General features: G+C 64.3%; 20 protein-coding genes. 13 read left to right on the forward strand and 7 right to left on the reverse strand.

All coding sequences use genetic code 11. From position 1 onward, the window contains the following. Positions 1 to 7 precede the first annotated feature (7 nt). The 6 genes from pgl to PAQ31011_RS20970 all read left to right on the forward strand — a co-directional run bounded on the left by pgl (position 8) and on the right by PAQ31011_RS20970 (position 6,857). On the forward strand, positions 8 to 685 hold the full coding sequence (pgl, locus tag PAQ31011_RS20945) for a 6-phosphogluconolactonase (RefSeq protein ID WP_150577642.1): 678 nt from the start codon (positions 8 to 10) through the stop codon (positions 683 to 685). Continuing rightward, on the forward strand, positions 663 to 2,534 hold the full coding sequence (locus tag PAQ31011_RS20950) for a bifunctional transcriptional regulator/glucokinase (RefSeq protein ID WP_174990221.1): 1,872 nt from the start codon (positions 663 to 665) through the stop codon (positions 2,532 to 2,534). Before pgl ends, PAQ31011_RS20950 begins: the two co-directional genes overlap by 23 nt. A gap of 153 nt (positions 2,535 to 2,687) precedes the next feature. Next, entirely contained in the window at positions 2,688 to 3,290 is a 603-nt protein-coding gene (locus PAQ31011_RS20955; RefSeq protein WP_150577643.1) for a MarR family winged helix-turn-helix transcriptional regulator, read from the forward strand. A gap of 48 nt (positions 3,291 to 3,338) precedes the next feature. Then, positions 3,339 to 3,548 carry a dodecin gene (locus PAQ31011_RS20960; RefSeq protein ID WP_150577644.1) on the forward strand — a complete coding sequence of 70 codons (210 nt, stop codon included), beginning with the start codon at positions 3,339 to 3,341 and terminating at the stop codon, positions 3,546 to 3,548. Between the two features lie 254 nt (positions 3,549 to 3,802). Next, positions 3,803 to 5,302, forward strand: coding sequence for an AMP nucleosidase (locus tag PAQ31011_RS20965; protein WP_150577645.1), 1,500 nt, complete (start codon positions 3,803 to 3,805; stop codon positions 5,300 to 5,302). Between the two features lie 178 nt (positions 5,303 to 5,480). Beyond that, complete coding sequence (locus PAQ31011_RS20970) at positions 5,481 to 6,857, forward strand: GntT/GntP/DsdX family permease (protein WP_246179707.1); 1,377 nt, start codon at positions 5,481 to 5,483, stop codon at positions 6,855 to 6,857. 94 nt (positions 6,858 to 6,951) lie between these two features. Here the strand turns inward: PAQ31011_RS20970 and PAQ31011_RS20975 are convergent, their stop codons facing one another. The 3 genes from PAQ31011_RS20975 to PAQ31011_RS20985 form a co-directional block, all read right to left on the reverse strand. Next, positions 6,952 to 8,205, reverse strand: coding sequence for an Hsp70 family protein (locus PAQ31011_RS20975; protein ID WP_150577646.1), 1,254 nt, complete (start codon positions 8,203 to 8,205; stop codon positions 6,952 to 6,954). A gap of 124 nt (positions 8,206 to 8,329) precedes the next feature. Further along, a complete protein-coding gene (locus PAQ31011_RS20980; RefSeq protein ID WP_150577647.1) occupies positions 8,330 to 9,706 on the reverse strand; it encodes an MFS transporter in 1,377 nt (458 codons plus the stop codon). Between the two features lie 243 nt (positions 9,707 to 9,949). Further along, complete coding sequence (locus PAQ31011_RS20985; RefSeq protein ID WP_150577648.1) at positions 9,950 to 11,155, reverse strand: cytochrome P450 family protein; 1,206 nt, start codon at positions 11,153 to 11,155, stop codon at positions 9,950 to 9,952. 137 nt (positions 11,156 to 11,292) lie between these two features. On the opposite strand from PAQ31011_RS20985, the gene PAQ31011_RS20990 reads away from it, so the two are divergent. Continuing rightward, positions 11,293 to 11,994: an ArsR/SmtB family transcription factor gene (locus PAQ31011_RS20990; protein WP_150577649.1), complete on the forward strand. Its 702-nt coding sequence runs from the start codon at positions 11,293 to 11,295 to the stop codon at positions 11,992 to 11,994. Between the two features lie 157 nt (positions 11,995 to 12,151). Here the strand turns inward: PAQ31011_RS20990 and PAQ31011_RS20995 are convergent, their stop codons facing one another. From PAQ31011_RS20995 to PAQ31011_RS21010, 4 genes are all read right to left on the reverse strand, one after another. Next, complete coding sequence (locus PAQ31011_RS20995; protein WP_150577650.1) at positions 12,152 to 12,454, reverse strand: DUF4148 domain-containing protein; 303 nt, start codon at positions 12,452 to 12,454, stop codon at positions 12,152 to 12,154. A 258-nt stretch (positions 12,455 to 12,712) separates the two neighbouring features. Further along, the gene (locus PAQ31011_RS21000) at positions 12,713 to 13,708 is read right to left on the reverse strand and encodes a hypothetical protein (RefSeq protein ID WP_150577651.1); all 996 of its coding nucleotides are present in this window, start codon (positions 13,706 to 13,708) and stop codon (positions 12,713 to 12,715) included. Between the two features lie 263 nt (positions 13,709 to 13,971). Continuing rightward, positions 13,972 to 14,832, reverse strand: a complete 861-nt coding sequence (locus tag PAQ31011_RS21005; protein ID WP_150577652.1) for an IclR family transcriptional regulator — start codon at positions 14,830 to 14,832, stop codon at positions 13,972 to 13,974. 55 nt (positions 14,833 to 14,887) lie between these two features. Next, the gene (locus tag PAQ31011_RS21010) at positions 14,888 to 16,045 is read right to left on the reverse strand and encodes an FAD-dependent monooxygenase (RefSeq protein WP_150577653.1); all 1,158 of its coding nucleotides are present in this window, start codon (positions 16,043 to 16,045) and stop codon (positions 14,888 to 14,890) included. Positions 16,046 to 16,538: 493 nt separating this feature from the next. Here PAQ31011_RS21010 and PAQ31011_RS21015 point away from each other — a divergent pair, with 493 nt between their 5' ends. From PAQ31011_RS21015 to PAQ31011_RS21040, 6 genes are all read left to right on the forward strand, one after another. Then, entirely contained in the window at positions 16,539 to 17,615 is a 1,077-nt protein-coding gene (locus tag PAQ31011_RS21015) for a porin (RefSeq protein WP_174990226.1), read from the forward strand. A gap of 312 nt (positions 17,616 to 17,927) precedes the next feature. Then, complete coding sequence (locus PAQ31011_RS21020; RefSeq protein ID WP_150577655.1) at positions 17,928 to 18,797, forward strand: ABC transporter ATP-binding protein; 870 nt, start codon at positions 17,928 to 17,930, stop codon at positions 18,795 to 18,797. 44 nt (positions 18,798 to 18,841) lie between these two features. Continuing rightward, on the forward strand, positions 18,842 to 19,624 hold the full coding sequence (locus tag PAQ31011_RS21025) for an ABC transporter permease (protein WP_150577656.1): 783 nt from the start codon (positions 18,842 to 18,844) through the stop codon (positions 19,622 to 19,624). A 54-nt stretch (positions 19,625 to 19,678) separates the two neighbouring features. Then, a complete protein-coding gene (locus PAQ31011_RS21030) occupies positions 19,679 to 20,452 on the forward strand; it encodes an SDR family oxidoreductase (protein ID WP_150577738.1) in 774 nt (257 codons plus the stop codon). 40 nt (positions 20,453 to 20,492) lie between these two features. Continuing rightward, positions 20,493 to 21,050, forward strand: coding sequence for a cupin domain-containing protein (locus PAQ31011_RS21035; protein ID WP_150577657.1), 558 nt, complete (start codon positions 20,493 to 20,495; stop codon positions 21,048 to 21,050). Between the two features lie 111 nt (positions 21,051 to 21,161). Continuing rightward, positions 21,162 to 22,070, forward strand: a complete 909-nt coding sequence (locus tag PAQ31011_RS21040) for an alpha/beta fold hydrolase (RefSeq protein WP_150577658.1) — start codon at positions 21,162 to 21,164, stop codon at positions 22,068 to 22,070.

The raw sequence follows: 22,070 nt of genomic DNA on the forward strand, positions 1-22,070 counted from the left end.
GGACCGCATGATCCATTGGCGAACCTTTTCCACGCGCGACGCGCAGACGCATGCGCTGGCTAACGCCGTCGTGGCGGGCATCGACGAAGCGCTCACGATTCGCAAGCGTGCGTTGCTGGCCGTCTCCGGTGGCACGAGCCCCCGCGCGTTTCTCACGCAGCTGGCGCGCTTGCCTGTCGCGTGGCGCGACGTCGATATCACCTTGGTGGACGACCGCTGGTTGCCACCCGATCACGCCGACAGCAACGCGCGACTCGTGAGCGAGACGCTGTTGCCGGGGGCGACCGGCGCGCGCTGGTTGCCGATCGTCGACACCGCGACGGCCACCGCGTTGCACGTGCGCACGCTCAACGACACGTGGACGCACGGCGTGCCGCAAGTCTGCGTGCTGGGCATGGGCGAGGACGGGCACACCGCGTCGCTCTTCGCCGACGCCCCGCAATGGCCCCACGCCACCACCACCCACGACAAGTTCGTCGTCGTGCAGCCGCAGCACGCGCCGTATCAGCGCGTGTCGTGGTCGCTCGCCGCGCTCGCGGCCTGCGACCGGCTCATCCTGCAAATACAGGGCCCGGCCAAACGCGCCGTGCTCGAAGCCGCGCAGGCGAACGAACAGGACAACGCCATCTCCCGGCTGATCCACCGTGAAGGAGTCAAGCTCGATGTCTTCTGGAGTGAGGAATAACCCGCCACACCTGAGCGGCCCGCGACTGCTGGCCGACATCGGTGGCACCAACGCCCGCTTTGCGCTGGAGATCTCGCCGGGCGATCTCGTCGAAATCCGGGACTACGCTTGCGACGACTATGCGGGCGTGCCCGAAGTCATCCGTGCGTATCTCGACGAAGCCGATCACGCCGAACCGGTGCAGCACGCCGCCATCGCCATCGCGAATCCCATCGAAGGCGATGAGATTCAGATGACGAACCGCGACTGGCACTTCTCCATCGAAGCGACGCGCCGTGCGCTGCGTTTCGAGACGCTGCTGGTCGTCAACGATTTCACCGCGCTCGCGATGGCGCTGCCGTATCTGACGGACGCGCAAAAGCACAAGATCGGTGGGGGCGAACCGCGTCCGAACGGCGTGCTGGGTTTGCTTGGACCGGGCACCGGCGTGGGCGTTTCGGGCCTTATTCCGGCCGGAGATCGATGGATCGCGTTGGGCAGCGAGGGCGGGCATACGACGTTTTCTCCGGCGGACGAGCGTGAGATCGATGTGCTGCGCTACGCGTGGAAGCACTTCCCGCACGTGTCGTTCGAGCGGCTGGTGGCGGGCCCTGGAATGGCGCTTGTCTATCATGCGCTGGCCGAGCGGGCGGGACGTCGCGTGGCATCGCTTGAGACCCCGGCCATCGTGAAACTCGCGCAGTCGGGCGACGTCCTCGCACGCGAAACCGTCGATTGTTTCTGCGCGATGCTGGGCACGCTCGCGGGCAACGTGGCGGTATCGCTCGGCGCGGTCGGTGGCGTGTATCTCGGTGGCGGGGTGATTCCGAAGCTCGGCAAGCTGTTCGAGGATTCGCCGTTTCGTCAGCGCTTCGAGGCGAAGGGACGTTTCGAAGCGTATCTGAAGAAGATTCCGACTTACATCATCACGGCCGATCATCCGGCGTTTCTGGGGACATCGGCAATTCTCGCGGAACAACTGGGCACGCACGCGGCCGGGGCGGGCGCGCTCATCGACCGTCTGCATCGTCTTCGCGACCGTCTGAGTCCCGCCGAGCAACGCGTTGCGGAACTCACGCTGAAGCAACCGCGTGCGCTGCTGGCCGAACCGGTGGCGGAGATCGCGCGTCTGGCGCGCGTGAGTCAGCCGACGGTGATCCGCTTCTGTCGCAAGCTCGGCTGTCAGGGGCTGTCGGATTTCAAACTCAAGCTCGCGAGCGCGCTGACGGGCACGCTGCCGGTGCGTCACGGGCAGGTGCACGTCGGCGACACCGCGGCGGAATTCAGCGCCAAGGTGCTCGACAACACCGTGTCGTCGATTCTGCAGATGCGTGAACATCTCGACGCTCGCACCGTCGAGGCGGCCGTGACGCTGCTCGACGGCGCACGTCGCATCGAGTTTTACGGGCTGGGTAATTCCGGTGTGATCGCGCAGGACGCGCACTACAAGTTCTTCCGCTTCGGCAAGCCGACCATCGCGTACGGCGATCCGTACCTGTTGCAGGCGTCGGCCGGGCTGTTGGGGGAGGGCGATGTGGTCGTCGCGATTTCCGCATCGGGACGCTCGACGGACCTCAACCGCGCGGTCGATATCGCGCTCACGCGCGGCGCGAAGGTCATCGCACTCACGGCGCGCAATTCGCCGCTCGCCCGCAAGGCGACGTTGGTGCTGCCCAACGATCATGTGGAGACGATGGGGGCCCACGTCACGATGATCGCGCGGATTCTGCACCTTGCCGCCATCGACGTGTTGGCCGTGGGCGTGGCGATTCGCCGTGCCGGTCCGGGAGGCGAAACCGCAGGCGAGGGCGCGCTCGACTGGCTGGGGCACGGCAGCGGGCAGGGCGACGGCACGCCGGCGGCGGCTTGATGCAGCTTGATGTGGCTTGATGTGGCTTGATGCAGCTTGAGGCGGTGCTGGGCGGGGCGTGCCGGGGCGGCGGCGCCGGGGATGTGAGGATGCACCGGACGCCGAAGTGTCGTCGGCTTGATATCCCTAAACATGTTTAGCATAATGCGGCATATGAAAGTAACCGATTCCGCCCAACGTTTCGGCTTTCTCGTCGCAGACATCCAACGTCTCTTCGGGCGCCGCTTCGAGCAGTTCGCGCAGCGCTCGCTGCCAATGACGCGCGCCCAATGCCGTTTGCTCGCCTATCTCTCCGCCAATCGCGGCGTGAGCCAGACGGTGCTGGCCGACATTCTGGAAACCCCGGTACCGACGCTCGCCCGCACGCTGGAGCGCATGGAAGAGGCCGGTTGGGTGCGACGCCGCCCCGACGCGCGCGATCCGCGTATCGAACGCCTGTTCGTCACCCGGGCGGCCGTTGCGCAATTGCAGGTCGCGCGCCGCTTATCCGACGAAGTGCGCGACGAAGCGCTGCACGGCCTGACCGCGTTTGAAGCGGTGCAGCTCACGCAGTTGCTGCAAAAGGTGCGTCGCAATCTTACGAACGTGGTTCCCACGCCGCTCGATACGGTCGTGCCCGCCGTGCTGCGCCGTGCGCAGGCTGAAAATGCCGAAGCGACCGGAAATGCCGCGAGCGCTGGCGAACATGCGGCGGCTGTCGGCTTGCTCGACGATGCTGGCGACGATGTGTCGGAATACACCGACTTGCGGCCTTAGTAGCACACGCCTAGCATGGGAAGTCTCCAAACCCACCCGGAGGCTGACATGACGAATCACGTGTACAAGCAAATCGAGCTGACCGGCTCGTCGACCCAGTCCATCGAGGACGCGGTCAAAGGTGCCATCGAACGCGCGAGCAAGACGCTGCGCAATCTGAACTGGTTCGAGATCACCGAAACACGCGGCCATATCGAAGACGGTAAGGTCGCTCACTGGCAAGTCACGCTCAAGGTCGGAATGCGGCTCGAAGACTGAGCGCACGCACCCGGCACCATCCGACACCATTCAGCAGTATCCGCAAGAACACGCTCGGCCGAGGGACGCACTTCCTCGGCCGACGTCACGCGCAAATCCCCTGCGCATCGCCTCCTGAACCCCCGCTAAAACCCCGCCGCCAAGGCCTTCCGCCGAATGGGAATCGACCTGCTTCACTGTCCCGCAGATGTCGTACAGTCGTGTCACAATAGGCGCATATTCGAGATCACGAAGAAGACAGAAGAGGTTTGCGCATGTCCGAACAAGAACCGGTCCATGCCACCCGATCGATCGCAGATCCGGTGGAAGCCGTCGCCTATCTGAAGACGATTTACGACGCCAATACGGCCTATCTGCGCGCGGCATTCGAGCGCTTCTCGAAGCAGAAGGATCAGGCGCGCCGCGTGAGCGCCCATTACCCGTTCATCCGCATCACCACGGAAGACATCACCCAGCTCGACAAGCGCCTGTCCTACGGCTTTGTCTCGGGCCCGGGCAGCTATCAGACCACCGTCACCCGTCCCGATCTGTTCGAGAACTACTACATCGAGCAGTTGCGCCGACTCGCGCACAATCACGGCGCAGCGTTCGAGGTCGGCGTCTCTGACGAGCCGATTCCCGTGCACTTCGCCTATCAGGACGGCGTGTACCTCGAAGGCGACCTCGATCAGACGCACCTGCGCGCCATGCGCACGGTGTTCGACGTGCCCGATCTGGCGAAGATGGACGACAGCATCGTCAACGGCACGCGCGATCCGCTGCCGGGTGAGATTCTGCCGCTGGCGCTATTCACCGCGCCGCGCGTCGACTATTCGCTGCACCGGTTGCGTCATTACACGGCAACGTCGCCCGAGAACTTCCAGAACTACGTGCTGTTCACCAACTACCAGTTCTATATCGACGAGTTCGTCGAGTTGGGGCGCGAGTTGATGAGCGCGACGGACGACCCCGCGCTGCGCGAGTACCGCAGCCAGTACACGGCATTCGTCGAGCCGGGCAACGTCACGCACTGGAACCAGAACATCGAGGCGCGCAGCGAGCAGGGCACGTCGCCGCCGCGCCTGCCGCAGATGCCTGCGTATCACCTCGTGCGCCCGGACAACACCGGCATCACGATGGTGAACATCGGCGTCGGACCGTCGAACGCCAAGACCATCACCGATCACATTGCCGTGCTGCGTCCGCACGCGTGGGTCATGCTGGGACACTGCGCGGGCTTGCGCAATTCGCAACGTCTGGGCGACTACTGCCTCGCGCACGGTTACGTGCGTGAAGACCACGTGCTCGACGACGACCTGCCGCTGTGGGTGCCGGTGCCGCCGTTGGCCGAAGTGCAGGTGGCGCTGGAGCGGGCGGTCGCCGACGTCACGCAACTGGACGACTTCGAGCTCAAGCGTGTGATGCGCACGGGCACGGTCGTGACCGTCGATAACCGCAACTGGGAATTGCGCGATCACCGCGAGCCGGTGCAGCGCATGAGCCAGAGCCGTGCGATTGCGCTCGATATGGAGAGTGCGACGATTGCCGCCAACGGTTTCCGTTTCCGCGTGCCGTACGGCACGCTGCTGTGCGTGAGCGACAAGCCGCTGCACGGCGAGCTGAAGCTGCCGGGCATGGCGGACCGCTTCTATCGCGAGCGTGTCGACCAGCATCTGAAGATCGGCGTGAAGGCCATGGAGCTGCTGCGCGACAACGGTCTGGACCGTCTGCACAGTCGCAAACTGCGCAGTTTCAACGAAGTCGCGTTCCAGTAACGCGACCCGCAGCGGCGATGTTTTGTCGATCGAAACTTGCCGCTGCCTCCCGCCTGCCCCGTCTCACGGGGCGTTGCGGCCCATGCGTGCATGCGGCCGTCTCCAGTAGCACAATCCCTGCACACACCGGCTGCGCGCTGCGCGCCGGTGTTTTCGTTTCTCGTCATCAAGGATCATCGTGGAGATAGTCAACCACGTCGTGCCTTGGGCAGCGCACGACACTCGCCTTCTGCTGTCCTGTCTCGTCGGCCTCGTGGCCATCATCGTTTTCATCAGCGCGCTCAAGCTATCGCCGTTCCTGTCGATTCTCATCGGCACGTTCATCGCGGGGCTGGGTGCAGGACTGCCGCTCGAAGCGGTGGCCAGTTCGTTCAGTAAGGGCGCGGGCAGTCTGCTCGGCGACGCCGGCATGATCATCGCGCTCGGGGCCATGCTCGGGGCGTTGATGGCCGACACCGGGGCGGCCGACCGGATCGTCACGGTGCTGCTGAAGTTCGCGAAAGGCGCGGCGTTGCCGTGGATGATGGCGCTCGTCGCCATGATCATCGGCCTGCCGCTGTTCTTCGAAGTCGGTCTGGTCATGATGGTGCCGATCATCTTTGTGATGGCACGTCGCGCGAACACGCCGATTCTGCGCGTGGCGATTCCCGCGCTTGCGGGCATGACGACGCTGCACGCGCTCGTGCCGCCGCACCCGGGACCACTGATCGCCGTATCGGCGCTGCACGCGGATCTGGGCATGACGATGGGGCTTGGGCTGCTCATCGCCATCCCGGCCGTGATCCTTGCGGGGCCGCTGTACGGCATGTGGCTTGCGCCGCGTTTGCAGGTGCAGGCACCCCAGCAGATGGGCGAGCTATTCACCAAGCGTGACGACGACGCGTCGCAACCGCCGTTTGCGGCGGCGCTGCTGGTGATTCTGCTGCCGGTCGTGCTGATGCTGGGCCGCACGCTCGCCAAGGTGGCGCTCACGCCGGAGACGCCGGTGTTCGACGCGCTCAACTTCCTCGGCGAGCCGATCATCGCGCTGGCACTGACGGTCATCGTCGCCATCGTCGTGCTCGGGTGGGGGCGCGGTCTGCCGCGTGCCCGCGTGGGCGAGACGCTGCGTCGTGCGCTGCCGCCGATTGCCGGGCTGTTGCTCACCATCGGTGCGGGCGGCGGGTTGAAGCAGGCGCTGGTGACGGCGGGCATTGCGACGACCATCGGCAAGGTGGCGGTCGGCACCCATATGCCGCTGATTCTGCTGGCGTGGCTGATTGCCGTGGCGCTGCGTCAGGCGACGGGGTCGGCGACGGTCGCCACGACCACGACGGCCGGTATCGTCGCGCCGCTCGTGATGCATCTGCCGCCGGTGCAGGGCTCGCTCATCGCGCTGGCGATCGGGGCGGGGTCGGTGTTCTTCTGCCACGTCAACGACGCGGGCTTCTGGATGGTGCGCGAGTACTTCGGCCTCAAGCTCAAGGAGACGTTGTGGGTGTGGTCGGTGTTACAGACCATCGTGTCGCTGGTCGGGTTGGTGATGACGTTGCTGCTGTGGCAGTTCCTCGTGTGATCCGTCTCGATCCGCTTCGCCTGACGGCATAAAAAAAGCGCGCTGACCTTTCGGTCGCGCGCTTTTTTCATTGCGGGACGAGTGAGACGAACGATCAGGAAAACACGCGCTTCGCGTGAATACCCAGACCCAGCGCCACGCTGGCGAGGCGGTCGCCAAAGACCGGCGTCGCTTTCGGGAAGGCGGCGCACATCGCGCTGGACAGACAACGCAGACCCGTCGAGCCGCCGGTGAAGTACAGCGCGTCGACATCCTCGGCGCGCAGGCCGGCGAGCGACGCCGTATGCACCGCACCCGCCGTAATGCTGGCGATTTCGTCGCTCACAGCCTCTACCAAACCGGCCTCCGAGAAGGCCACGCCCAGTTCGCGCTCGATGACCGAGAGGTCGATGCGCGTCTCACCACCCGCGGACACGTCGATCTTGGCTTCTTCCGCATGACCGACCAGTGCGTGCCCGAGGCGTTGCTCGACCGTGCGCATGAGACGTCGGTGATGCGCGGCGTCGGCATACAGATGCGCCGTGAGCGCCAACTCGCCCACGCGTTTGGGCGTGTAGACGGTGTTGATCAGGTGCCACGTGGCCAGATCGAAGTAGATCCGGTTGGGGACTTCCTTGCCGTCCGGGCCGAGCGCCTTGTAGCCCAGTTCGCGCAGGATGGTCGCCAGTTCGATGCGGCGGTCGAAATCGGTACCGGCAATGTGCACGCCGTGGTGCGCGAGCACGTCGTCCTTGCGATCCAGATGACGGGCGCGATCCGGGCCGACACGCACGAGCGAGAAGTCGGACGTACCGCCGCCGATGTCGACGACCAGCACTTGCTGTTCTTCCGTCAGGCGCGATTCGTAGTCGAATGCGGCAGCGATCGGTTCGAACTGGAAATGCACGTCCTTGAAGCCGACGTCGCGTGCGCTTTGTTCGAGCGAGCGTTGTGCGGCGGCGTCCGCTTTCGGATCGTCGTCGACGAAGAACACCGGACGGCCCATGACGACCTGACGCAGATCGCCGCCGTCGGCTTTCACCGCATGGGTGCGCAGGTGACGCAGGAACGTCGCGATGATGTCGATGTAGCGCATCGCCGAGCCGTTACCGAGGTCGGTGGTGCTTTCGATCAGAGAGGAGCCGAGCAGGCTTTTGAGCGAGCGCATAAGGCGCCCGTCGTAACCATCGACGTAATCGGCGACGGCCTGACGCCCGAACGAGGCGCGGCCGCCTTCGTCGGCGTTGAAGAACACGGCGGTGGGCAGCGTGCCGTAGCCGGCCTCAAGTTCGACCAGACGCATGGCGCTGCCGCCCTTTACGGCGACGGCAGAATTCGAAGTGCCGAAATCGATGGCGCAGAAACTCATGGCATTTGCGGCCCGCGCGGGCGAGCCGTAAAAGGTCGGCAGTGTAGCACGGCCGGACGGTCGGCCGGGTGAACCCGCCTGAACGGCCCGGGAAGTGTTGTTCGCAGTGATCTCCGCAGTGTCGTCATTTCACGGCGGGTTGTGCAGACGGCAGCGTGCGCAGACTGCTCACGACTGCCGCCACCGCCGCGAACGCGGCTGCCACGTAAAGCGACGCCCGCGTGCCGTAGCCCTGCGGCGCGACGCTGAAGACGAGCGCCACGAGCGCCGCGCCGGTCGTCTGCCCGGTCAGCCGCGCGGTGCCCAGCATGCCGCTTGCGCCGCCGCTGCGATGGCTCGGGGCCGACATCAACATCGCGTAATTATTGGGCGACTGGAACAGCCCGAAGCCGAAGCCGCACAGCGCCATGCGCCAGACGATATCGAACGTGCCCGGCTGATCGGGCAACAAGCCGAGCGCGAGCAGACCGAGCGCGAATGCGGCCAGCCCGATCGCGCCGAGCAGCCCCGGCTTGTAGTACTCGAGCAGACGTCCCGCCAGGGGGGCGACGACCACGATGGTGAGCGGCCACGCGGTCATCAGCAGACCCGTTTGCACGTGATCGAAGCCGAGGGTGTCCTGAAGGAAGAAGGGCAGCGAGACGAACGCGAGCATCTGCGCGCAGAACGACGCCATCGACGTGCAGATCGACAGCCCGAAAATCGGAATGCGCAGCAGGTCGACGGGCAGCAGCGGCACCGGCTGACTGCGTTGGCGACGTACGAAGACGGTCCCGATGACAACGGCTGCCGCGATCTCGACCGCAACGAGCCAGCGCTCCTGACCGTGCCCGAACGAATCGATGCCCGAGATCAGCAGCCCGAACGTCAGCGCACTCAACAACGCGCCCATCCAGTCGAACGGATGCGAGGAGCGCGTGCTGTCCGGCAACGAGCGCACGGCGATGGCGAACGCGATGATGCCCAGCGGCACGTTGATCGCGAAGAGCCACGGCCAGTGGGCGATGGACAGTACGCCCGCGGCAATCGTTGGCCCGGCGGCGGAAGAGACGGCCACGATCAGCGAGTTAAGGGCGACACCGCGACCGAGCCAGCGCGACGGGTAGATCGTTTTCACGAGCGCCGTGTTCACGCTCATGATCCCGGCCGCGCCGAAGCCTTGTGCGACGCGCGCGAGCGTCAGGGTGACGAGGGAGTCGGAGAGCGCGCAGGCGAGCGAGGCGACGGTAAAGAGGGCGAGACCGACCGTGTAGACGCGCCGGTAGCTCACGATTTCGCCAAGCGCGGCGAGCGGCAGCAGCGAAATGGTGATGGCGAGCTGATACGCGTTGACGATCCAGATCGAGGTGGCAGGGCTGGCGTTCAGATCGCGTGCGATGGTCGGCAGCGCCACGTTGGCGATGGCGCTGTCGAGCACTGACAACGCGATTGCGAGCATGACGGTCGCCACGGCCCAGAGCCGTGCGGGCATGGGCATGCCGTCGGAAAGTGTGTTGGACATGAAAGCAGCAGGAACATCGGTCGCCTGTCCGCCGTCCGTCGGGCGTGTCGCCACGACAGCACAGGGGGCGAAGGGGAAAGTGTCATGCTGCCTGAAATCCCGTGCGCATGGCTGAACGTCGCGCAAAGCCTTGTGGGTAAAGGGCGTTAAGTTGGTGTGCTTTGTTTTATCAGATGAAATTAATATTTCGACAGATAAAACGTATTAGGCGGGCCGCTGTCCACCATCTCAAAAGCGCCACGTCTAAGCGGAAAACCGGGCGATGCGGATATTGCCGAGCGGGTGGTACGCGGTGCCGTCTGCCAGCGACGAAAGATCATCGCCCGCTTGGCGTATCGCGTGAACGCCGATGGCGGCAATCGTACTCGCGGGGGAGCGTCCCGGGCAGGCGTGGACGCCCGTCCCGAAGGTCCACGCCACGCCGTCCGGCGTTGCACTCGGCGGTGCGGATGCCAGCACGGCGAGGATGACGTCGCCCGGTGCCAGTGCCTGTTCGCAGATGACGGCAGGCGCGTGCAGAAATCGTCGTGTGTTCTGTACCGGCGGATCGAAGCGGATGACGTCGCTGACGGTCTTGATGGCGACGCTGAGGTCTGCCGGATCGGATGCCACAGACGCGACATGAGCATCTCTTGCAAGTCGCCGGACGCTATTGGCGACGAGGCCGGCGCAGGCGTCGTGGGTTTGCGTGAAGAGGCCGACGACGTTCGCCGTAAGCGCGTCGAAGTCGACGCTGTCATTGCTTGCCGCGCGCCGGGCAACTTCCCGCAGCCAGGTGTCGGGGGCTGCATCGTTGTCGAGCCAGCGTGCGGCACGCAGACGCATCGCCGTGGCGGCGCGATGTCCGTGCGTCAGAACGTCGGCGCGTGGCGACGGTTTACCGGCTTCCGCCATCGCAGCGACCAACCGCTGAACATCCTCATGCACTTCCGTCCATTGGGCAGCGGGAACACCCAACCACGCCGCGAGGCCGTAGATTGGCTGACGAAAGACGAAGTCGTCGAGGCGTGCGGCGGGGGCATCTCCGCGCGCGAGGTAGGCGTCGGCACAGGCGGCCTGACTCGCGTCGTGCAGACGAACGAGCGCGTCACGGTCGGCATGCAGCGTTGCAAGCTGCGCCTGGAGCCAGGGTTTCATCGCTGCATGAGCGGGACCGTCGTTCATACGCACGAGCGCGCCGAACCACTCGCCCGCAGGCCCGTCCGCCAACGCGGCAGGCACCACAGCCCCCGCCGGGCGCACCCCGCAAGCCTGATGCCCCAGCACCTCCGCCAGCGCCTCCGGTCCGGCGGCGACCCACATGCCGAGCGATGCGTCGAAGCCAAAAGGGAGTCGCGCGGCCAGCGACGCGTAGTACGGATAAGGATCGGGGTGCGTGACGGCTTCCGTCGCATTTGCGGGAAAGCGGTTGTGCGACTGCGTGGGTGATACAAGCGTGGCGACTGACATGGCGAAGAGCCTCGGAAACGTGTCTCGATGGTGTCAAGGATGCGCCGTGAATCATCTGGCACGTTTCATCCTGTGCTGAACTGTTGAACGCACCGTCGGACCTATACTGCGGACATGTTCTTCAAAGGAGTCCTGACATGGACACCGCACGAGATACCGCACCTGGCGTCAGTTCCCTCGCCGCGCTCCTCGCAGACGCAGGTCGCATGACCATGCTCTGGGCGTTGATGGACGGCTCCGCCCGTCCTGCCGGGGAGCTGGCGTTGGTGGCCGGGTTGTCTCCCTCCAGCGCCAGCGGGCATCTTGCCCGGCTCGTCGACGGTGGTGTTCTTGCGCAGGAAGCGCGGGGGCGTCATCGGTATTTTCGGATTGCCACGCCGGAGACGGCTGCGGCTATCGAGGCGCTTGCCAGTGCTGTCCTTGCCACGCGTGAGCTTCGGCCGCGTCCGGTGCCGGTAAGCCGTGCCACCCCTATCCCCCTTCGTCATGCTCGTACCTGCTATGACCATCTCGCTGGCGAGATCGCCGTCGATCTCTTTGCGCGGATGCATGACCGCCGGTGGATTCGTGTCGATGGTAGCGACGTGGCGCTGACCGACGCAGGCACCGACGGGCTGACCGCTCTCGGCGTCGATCTCACTCAGGCGCATACACGACGTCGTCGCTTCGCTTGTACTTGTCCCGACTGGAGCGAGCGTAAGCCGCATCTCGGCGGCGCTTTGGGCGCTGCGCTGCTCAGTACCTGCCTCGACGCCAAATGGCTCGAACCCACGCGCGAGGCGCGAGCCTTACGCGTCACGCCGCTCGGCGAACGCAAGCTTTCAACCATTGCCGTCTGATCGCTCAGCCGACGATCCCCTGATTTCTGTCGTCAAAAAGAAACACCCCGCCAAATTGCGCGGGGTGTTTCTTTTCAACCGAGCTAACCGTCGGACGTCTTCGCAGATTCAATCGAGTCGCTTCCGACGCTTAGCTCAGTGTGATCATTACGACCGATCAATTCCCCCGATAAGTCGAGTTCATCAGTGCGGTCGAGCCTTGCACGTGAGCGCCTACCGGGTTGCCGTAGGTCTTGAGGACCGGGTACTGGCTATCGGTCTGGGTCAGCGAGCCTTGCGCGTCGATCAGTTCTTGCTTGACCTGAGCGCGCGGCACGGCGAGTTGTTCGCTATACACACTCGATTGCCAGAAGAAGTTTTCGTTCGGATAACCATTGCCGCCAGTGCCTGCGAACGCTGCCGGGGCAGCGGCCACAGCGAGGGTTGCGGCGATCATCAGATGAGAAAGAGTGCGGGTCATGGTTATTCTCCTGTCATTGCTTTTTTCGGGTGGTCGGCCAGCTCGCTTTCGAGTCCGGCACCGCCTACGCCTCTAAGGTAGGACGACCACGTCGCAGGAGTAACCGCATGCGGCGCAACAATGAATTGCGAAGAATGAATCGCCTCGAAACCCTCGTCGGATAAGGGTTTCAAGACACCCGACATTCGCCGATCATGTCGAGCGAAGACTCTAATAAAGATGTTAATTAACAGGAGTGCGACAGAACGTCGCAACTGATCAGAACTTGTACCCCACACCCGCGAGGAAGATATCGCTGTCGCGGTCGTAGCCGGTGACGACACGGTTCCACGAGATGCGTCCGACCCAGTGATCAGCAAACCGGTAGGCGGCGCTCATCGTCAGCAACCCAGCGACGACGTTCTGCGCACCACCCGCCGCGCGATTCTCCTTGTACTTATTCCACGTGACATACGGCCCGAAGCCCAGGCCTAGACTGAAGCGGTCGTCGAAGAAATCGTCCTTGATCCAAACCTGCGCCGCCGCGCCCTGACGATTGCCGATATCGCTGTGCCCTTCGTTGATGAGCGACACGGTGCCGTCGAACCACGACCCGAAGCCGTGACGGTATTCGATGGCTTCCGCTGCCGCATTCTGCGAATCGAGACTGTTCACGACGGAGATTCCCGCCATCACAGACAGCACGTCGCCCGTCGGCAACCCCGGCTTGGAACCGCCCGACAGCGGGCCGGGCGACGACGGCTTCTCTAACTGATAGCCGACGCCGAGCAAATAAGTGACGGAATTCACGCTCGACGGCGATTGCACGTAGTTGGCGCGCGCCTGCACGTACCAGCGACTTTCGAAGTACCACGTCGCCGCGACGGAGAACATCGCGCCCCAGCCGTGATCGTCCTCGTAGCGGCGTCCGCGACTGCCCTGAACGGTGTCGTAGTAGTGGTACGGGCCGACGCCGACCGCGAGATCGAATCGCCGGTCGAAGAGCGGCTGGTGCGCCCAGACCTGCACTGCGAAGCCATCGCGGTGATGGTCCGGCACGTGGCCTTCGTTCAACCACGTGAAGCTCGTCGCGAAATGCTCGCTCAGCGCCTGACGGTAATCGAAGCCCCACGCATACGTGTGCGCGTTATCGTCATTACGCGCGTTCATGCCGCCCGCGAACACGGTGGCTTCCTGTGCCTGCGCAAACGCCGAGGCACCACAAAGCACGCCTGCTACCGCCACGTGCTGCCATTTCAGAGAGTTCTTTGTCATCGGATTCGCCGCAAAGCGGGCGTCGGCATGCGCGGAATCGATGCGGCATGTCTGCGCCCGTTACAGAAAATCCTAGCAACTGGGACGGGTGTCCGGGGGCTTCGAGAGGGGAAAGTAAGGCGAAAACCGCGTTACGGCGTGTTACGCCGTGCACAGTGGCAATGCTGGCGAGGGCACGATTTCCGCTGACGTGTGAAGGTGTGCGACAGGCGGCATTACCGTGGATGCCGCATGTTCAAAGGGATAACGTCAAAGACGACGTATCAGGCCCGTTCCGCCGCCGCGAGGAAAGCTGGCGCGTCTGCCAGTAATACGGCGAGATCGACCGCACCCGACTTCACGACGCGGGCCGTACGCTCGCGCGTGACGGAATCGGTGCCGACCAGCGCGCGAGGACCGGCAACGCTCAGGGCTGCCAAGGGGCGGCCGTGCGCGTCGAGCACAGCAGCGGCGCAGGCGTCGATACCGGCTTCGAAGCCGTCCTGACTCCATGCGCAGCCGGCCTCGCGGTCGCGGGCCAATTGCGCATCGAGCGCCGCGTAGGTCCGCGCGCTCTGCGCAGTCGCGGCTGCCAACGGCTCAGGCCCCAGCAGCGCGCGGCGGCGCTCGGTGCCCAGATGCGCCAGCAACGACCGGCCCGGTGCCGTCAGATGCGCCGTCACGCGGCTACCTGCCCGGATGTTGCTCACCAGCGGCAGGGCAGGCGTTTCGCACAGGAGGTAGCGCACCTGCGCACCGTCGAGCACGGTGAGATAACTCGACAGTCCGGTCTCGCTCGTCACGCGCGTGAGCACGCGTCGGGCTGTGGCGAGATGATCTTCGCCAGCGAGGGCGCTGGCGGCCAGCGTCAGAAACCCGAGACCGAGCCGATGTCCGCCGTGCGGCAGCGGCTCCAGCACACCCTCGTATTGCAGCGTCTCCACCAGACGCATGACCGTCACCCGGTTCACGCCGATGCGACGTCCGACGTCGCTGAGGTTCGCCGTCGAGCCGCCGTCCGCCACGTAGCGCAATAACTTGAGCGCGCGCATGACCGGCGTTACGAGCCCCGCTTGCGCGGTGTCCTGTGCGTCGGTCTCAGGAGCGCCTGCGGCTGGCGCGTTGGCGGACGTTGCTTTCGTCATACGTTCGAATCCCTTCGTCAAAATCGGACGGTGATGCTCGGAAGTCCTGACGGACTCAGGCGGCGAGCGGCACTTGCCAGGCGTCGTATTCGTAGACCCAGTCGGCGTTGCCGCCTTCCTTGAGCCACTGGTTACCGCGCGAGCCGATCTGCACGCGTGCGGTGCGCTCGCGACGCGCGGCTTCGTATCGTGCCAGTGCGTTCGCCAGTGTGGCCGCATCGGCGCGCGTACCGGCATCCGCGAGGTGGCGAGACAGTACCACAGCGTCTTCGATCGCCATGCCTGCGCCCTGCGCCATGAACGGCATCATCGGATGGCTCGCGTCGCCCAGCAGCGACACGCGATCGCGTGACCATTGCGGCAGCGGATCGCGCACGTAAAGCGCCGACTTGAGCACGCTGTCGCATGCGTCGAGCAGGGCGCGCGCTTCGCTGTGGTAGTTCGCATACATGGCGCGCAGCTCGTGCACGTCGCCCGGTGCGGTCCACGATTCGAGCGTCCAGCTGTCTTGCGGTGTGGTGGCGAACACGAAGATGTCGCGCCCGAGGTTGAGCGGGAACGTCACGATCTGGCTCGACGGATTCGGTCCCCACCACTTGGTGAACGCACCGAGATTCGGCACGCCGCTCAACTTCTCTGCGGGGACGACGGCACGATACGCCACCACGCCGGTGAACTCCGGCGACTCCTGCCCGAACAGGCCACGACGCACGACCGAATGGATGCCGTCTGCGCCGATGAGCACGTCGACGTCGTCATGCGTGCCGTCGGCGAACGTCAGACGGATGCTGCCCGTTTGTCCTGCGTCCGGCGCTTCGAACGATACGAGCTTCTTGCCGAGTGCAATCGCGTCAGCCGGAACGGCTTGCTCCAGTGCTTGCAGCAGATCGGCGCGATGCATCGTGAGTTGCGGCGCACCGTATTTCGTCTGCGCGGTCTGTGCCATTTCCAGACACGATGTCGTTTCACCGGAATCCCACATGCGGCTGATGCGATGGCTCGGCTGCGCGGCCGTCTTGCGAAGTTCGTCGCCTACGCCCAGCCCGTCGAGGGCGCGCACCGCATTCGGCGTCAGGTTGATGTCCGCACCGACGCGCGCGAACTGCGACGCCTGCTCATACACACGCACACGAAAACCTGCGCGGAGCAATCCGATGGCGGCGGCCAGACCGCCGATGCCGGCACCGTTGATGCCGATGAGGGGAGCTTGCATGGGGGACATCCTTTGACGAGCGTATCGATGAATCGGAAAAAATAAAACGTTCAAATATGAACATGATGTTCAAATATTATTGTTTTTGATTCGATCGATCGCAAGCCTTCCTCGGGTAAATCCCGAGTTCGAGCTGTGACACCGAGCGTTGTCGGAACGGGACTTACGGCAACGTGGACGGGACGTTCGGTGTCGTGCCGGGTACCTGCGTCAAGGGATTTTCTCGGCACAACACGCGTGCGTTATCACGCCAATTTGCCGCCATCAATTCGTGCATCTCCGCTGCGAGCGACAGGAGTCTCCTGGCCTAAGCTTCGCTCAGTTGGTTTCATAAGTAATCCAACGTTTCACAGATGGAACGTCACAAAACAAGCGCTTCCGGATCGGGTCGCCCGGGCCGGGCTGCGCCTTGGCGGACGTATCCATCGTTCTCGAATCATCGAACGACAGGAGTTCACAGATGAAGCGGTTTCCGATGGGGCGGATCCCGGGCATGACGACGCTGGCGGCAGCAACGCTGCTGGCGCTCGGCGTGCCGGTCGCAGCACACGCACAGAGCAACGTCACGCTGTACGGCAGCATGGATGCTGGGGTGGCATTCGTGAACAACCAGGGCGGCAGTTCGAACTGGATTGCGCAGCAGGGCGGTTCGCAACCGGACCGCTGGGGCCTGCGTGGCGTGGAAGATCTGGGCGGCGGCAATCGCGCGATCTTCCTGCTGGAAAACGGCTTCTCGACGCTCACGGGCAACACGATCAAGGCAGGGGCGATGTTCAACCGCCAGTCGTGGGTCGGCTTGCAGTCGGACAAGATGGGTACGCTCACCATCGGCCACATGACCACGTTCAACTTCGACTGGCTGGGCCCGTTCAGCACGGCCTATCTGGGCATGAACTGGTACATGTTCCACCCGGGCAACCTCGACGAACTCGCCAACACGTCCGTCGTGCAGGTCGATAACTCCGTGCGTTACGTCACGCCGGACTACATGGGCTTCAAGGCGGGCGCGATGCTTTCGTTCGGCAACAACACGAACTTCGCGAACGGTCGCAAGTGGAGTGTCGCGGCGAACTACACGAACGGTGGCTTCAAGGCGTCGGCCGTCTACTCGAACGAGAACAACCGCACGCCGAACGTCGCAGCGCTCGGCGGTGCCACGTTCCAGGGGCAGCCGGTCGCAACCTACGCGGCATCGAACGTCGAGAACATGGGCGCAGGTGTGTCCTATGGCTTCGGGCCGTGGCTGCTGCATGCGCTTTACACGCGCGTGAAGCTTCAGTCCCCCGGCTACAACGACACGTATCAATCGTTCGACGCCGGTGTGAACTTCGCGACGAGCGTGCCGAACACGATCACCTTCGGCGCGGCGACGACCAATATGTCCGGCAAGCGCTGGACCCAGGTCAGCCTCGGCGATGTCTACGCCTTCTCCAAACGCACGCAGGTCTATGTGAGCGGCGCGTACCAACACGCGAGCGGCAACGGTGCGGTGACGGCAATCAACACGATCAGCCCGTCGTCGACGGCGAATCAGCTCGTGATCATGTCGGGCGTGCACCACTCGTTCTGACGCGTTCCCGCGCTTTTACCTTTTTCACCCAGTGGTCTCTCTTGATGCGCCGGCCGGCATTTGCCCGTCGGCGCTTTTTTTGTCGAAACAGTGGGCGCTGTCCCCGGAAACACCCATGAATTCGGGTTTCCCCTAGTCAAAAAACAATTTTGACTGCGGCCGTCACTCCCTATAATTGATCCATAAGTAAATCAACGTTTCACATATGAAACTTTACGCGAAAGAGAAAGACAGGCTGGCAAGCCGTGCACGCGAACAGACGCCGCAGGCTGCCCGAGGCAAGTTGAACATCCAGAAACACGGTGGTTTCCCATGCTCAGGTCGATTCAGTTGAAGGACGCAAACGTAGCCGAGGCGTATGCCGGAGCGCGTGAGAAGCAGCCCGCAGCGGCACCGTTGCCGTTCGCTATCGAATATCGCGGCGTCACGCGTCGTTTCAAAAATCGCCAGGGCAAGGGCGAGATGACCGCTGTCTCCGATGTCTCCATCGGCATCAAAGCCGGTGAGTTCGTCTCGCTGATCGGCCCGAGCGGCTGCGGCAAGAGCACGTTGCTCAACATGGGTGCCGGTCTGTATGCGCCCAGCGAAGGGCAAGTGACGCTGGCGGGTAAGCCGGTGCGCGGGCCGTCGCAACAGGTCGCGTTCATGCTGCAAAAGGATCTGCTCATGCCGTGGCGCTCGATTCAGAAGAACGTCGAACTCGGCATGCAGATTCGCGGCCGCAACAAGGCCGAGCGCGCAGAAGTCGCGAAGGCGCTGCTCGCGCGCTGCCACCTCAAGGGTTTCGAGAACCACTACCCGCACCAGCTATCGGGCGGCATGCGTCAACGCGCAGCGCTCGCCCGCACGCTGGCTGTGGAGCCGGACGTGCTGCTCATGGACGAGCCGTTCTCGGCACTCGATGCGCAAACCAAGATGGTCCTTCAGCAGGATCTCGCGCAGATGCTCGCCAGCGAAGGCAAGACCGCGCTGATGATCACCCACGATCTCGCGGAAGCGATTGCGCTGTCGGACCGCGTGTTCGTGATGAGCGAGCGGCCGGGCACGATCATCGAAGAGATCACCGTCGATCTGCCGCACCGCGACAACCCCATCGAGCGCCGCAAGCAAGCGGGCATGAACGAGTACGTCGCGCATCTGATGGAACTGCTCAAGGTCGGTCGCGACGACCACCTCGGTTGATCGGCACTGGCTCGCACTTCGCACAAGACACTGGAATCTCCGCTATGAAATCCCTTTCCAAAACGCAACTGACCGCCGGTAGCTTCGTGCTGCTGCTGCTCTTCGCGGCCGTGTGGCAATGGGGCCCGACGGCATTCGGCGTGCCTGAATTCGTGTTGCCCAAGCTGTCGTCGACGCTGGTCGAAGGCGTGCGCATGTTCCAGGTCGAAAACCTGTGGCTGCACATCGGTGTGACGGCGCTCGAAGTGATCGCCGGCTTCGTGATCGGCTCGGCGCTGGGTGTGCTGATCGGTGTGATTCTCGGCTTGTCGCCGTCGACCGAAGCCATGCTCTCGCCGTACATCCTCGCATTGCAGATCGCGCCGAAGGTCGCCTTCGCGCCGCTGTTCGTGATGTGGATGGGCTACACGATCTACCCGAAGATTCTCGTCGCGGTGCTGATCGTCTTCTTCCCCGTGATGATCAACGTGCTGGGTGCAGTGCGCTCGGTCGATCCCGACATGGTCAATCTGGTACGTGCGCTGTGTGGCCGCCGCTGGCAGATCTTCCGCTTCGTGGAATTCCCGTCGGCCATGCAGGCACTGTTCGCCGGGCTGCGCATCGCGTCGACGCTGGCCGTGATCGGCGTGACTGTCGGCGAGCTGGTCGGTGGCGACCGCGGTCTCGGCTATCTGTTGGTGTATGGCGAAGGGCAGGGCAATACCGCGATGGTGTTCGTCGCGATTGCCGGGCTGACCGTCATCGGTATCGCGGCCTACGCGGCGGTGGTCTGGCTGGAGCGTCGCGCACTGCATTACGTGCCGCGTGCGGCCATGAACATCGCCTGAGCGTCGGACTTCACAAGGAATCGAATCGTGGACGAACTGTCGACCCTCCCGGTGATGCCGCTCGATATCGACGCGCTGCCGCCGCTCGACGGCAAGAAGCTGCTGATCACCGGCGGCGCGCGTGGCCTCGGTGAAGGCTTCGTGCGTGCCGCCGTGGCACGTGGCGCACAAGTGACGATTGCCGACATTGCCGCACACGCCGGTGAAGCGCTGGCCGCCGAATTGCAGGACGCCGGACACGGCGTGTCGTTCGTGCGCGTCGACCTGTCGGACCCGGCATCGGTCGAATCCGCAGCGCAAGCGGCCGGTCAGCAGATGGGCGGCATCGATGGCCTCGTCAACAACGGCGCGATCACCAACTCGGGCGGCAAGATGGCCACCGAACTGAGCGTCGAGACGTGGGACGCCGTGATGAACGTCAATGTGCGCGGCACGTGGCTCATGACGATGGCCGCGCTGCCGTTTCTGCGCGCCTCGGGGCAGGGCCGCGTCGTGAACATCGCGTCCGACACGGCACTATGGGGCGCACCGCGCCTGCTTGCCTACACCGCCAGCAAAGGCGCGGTCATGTCGATGACGCGCTCGCTCGCGCGCGAACTCGGCCCGGACGGCATTACCGTCAACGCCATCGCGCCGGGGCTCGTCGAAGTCGAAGCCACGGCCTATGTGCCGGCGGCGCGCCATCGCCACTATCTGGAGGGGCGTGCGCTGCCGCGTGCGCAAGTGCCGGACGACGTCGTCGGCCCGGTGCTGTTCCTGCTCTCCGACGCTTCCCGTTTCGTGACCGGACAGGTTCTGCCGGTCAACGGCGGCTTCGTCATGCCCTGACGAGCCACTCACATTCGCAACGCCTTTCAGGAGTTAGATCATGGCGCAAGCCGACGCTAAAAACACCGCGACGCCGCAGGCCGTCGAGAGCTGGACGCAGACCGAAGGTCAGGCATTCGGCGATTGGCTGGAGACCCGCGTCGCCCGTTTCTCGACGCGTAAATACGACTGGGACGCCCTCAAGTTCCAGGCCGACTACAACCCGAAGTACCGCCGTGCGCAGATGCGCTACGTCGGCACGGGCGGCACCGGTGTGGCCAAAGACGTCAACACCGTGCCCGCCGGTCACTTCACGTTCTCCACGATGGTGATCCCGGCCGGCAACATCGGCCCGAGCCACATCCACATGGACGTCGAGGAAATCTTCTTCGTCATGCGCGGAAAGATGAAGGTGATCTGCGAGCGCGACGGTGAAACGTGGGAAGCGATTCTCGGCGAGCGCGATCTGATCTCGGTGCCGCCGGGCGTGTACCGCACGGAAATCAACATCGGCGACGAAGACGCGCTGATGTGCGTGATGCTCGGCTCGCAAAAGCCGGTCACGCCGACGTATCCGCCCGATTCGCCGCTCGCAAAGATCAAGCGCGAAATGAAGTAAGTCGGCAAGGAAAAGTCCGGTGCCCGTGTGTCGAATGCACACACGGCATCGGCAGAAATTCACGCAGTCGGAAGTCTGCATCAAGTCCGAAAAAGTTAGACGAAAGCCGCCATGCAAGCCGAAGCCCATCAACACGAAGTGCCAGAAGACGATGTCGTTGCGCCCTTGCGCGCACGGCTGGACGCGTTTGCATATCGCACCGTCGCCACGCGTGCGGGCACCGTCGGGTATCGCTGTGCGGGCGCTGAGCGCGACGCTGGCTTGCCGGTCGTGATGCTGCACGGCATCGGCTCCGGTGCGGCGTCCTGGCTCGCGCAGTTCGAAGCCACGGGACTGGATGCAACGCTGTACGCCTGGGATGCGCCCGGCTACGGCGCGACGTCGAATGTCGCTGCCGCCGAACCGCATCCCGATGCGTATGCCGACGCCCTGGAAGCGTGGCTCGACGCCCTCGGTCTGGATCGTGTGGCGCTGGTCGGTCATTCGCTGGGCGCGATCATGGCAACGAAGTTTGCGAGCCGCGCGCCGCAACGCGTGCGCGGTCTCTTTCTCTGCTCGCCTGCCAACGGCTACGGCCGCGCAGACGCCGAGGTACGTCTGTCCAAGCGCGACAGCCGTCTGGCGATGCTCGACAAGCTCGGCCCCGCCGGTATGGCGCGTGAGCGCAGCGACAACCTCGTCGCCCCGGACGCCGCTGAGTTGCCGCGCGCCTGGGTGAAATGGAACATGTCGCGGGTGCTGCCGGTCGGCTACCGTCAGGCGACGCACCTGCTCTCGAATGGCGACGTCGCCAGCGAACTCGCGCAGTACGTGAGCGCCAACGCCGGTCCCGTCGCGGTGGCCGTAGGCGCGCAGGACGGCATCACGTCGCCTGCCGCGTGCGAAGTCATCGCGAAAGTCGCGGGCGTGCCGCTGCAAATCATCGACGGTGCAGGCCACGCGTCGTATATCGAAACGCCGGACGTTCTGAATGCTGCGCTCGCCGCGTGGCTCGAACGTGTCGCGGCAGGGGAGCGCTGA

It is taken from the genome of Pandoraea aquatica, assembly GCF_902459565.1.
In the GTDB taxonomy this organism is placed as follows: domain Bacteria; phylum Pseudomonadota; class Gammaproteobacteria; order Burkholderiales; family Burkholderiaceae; genus Pandoraea; species Pandoraea aquatica.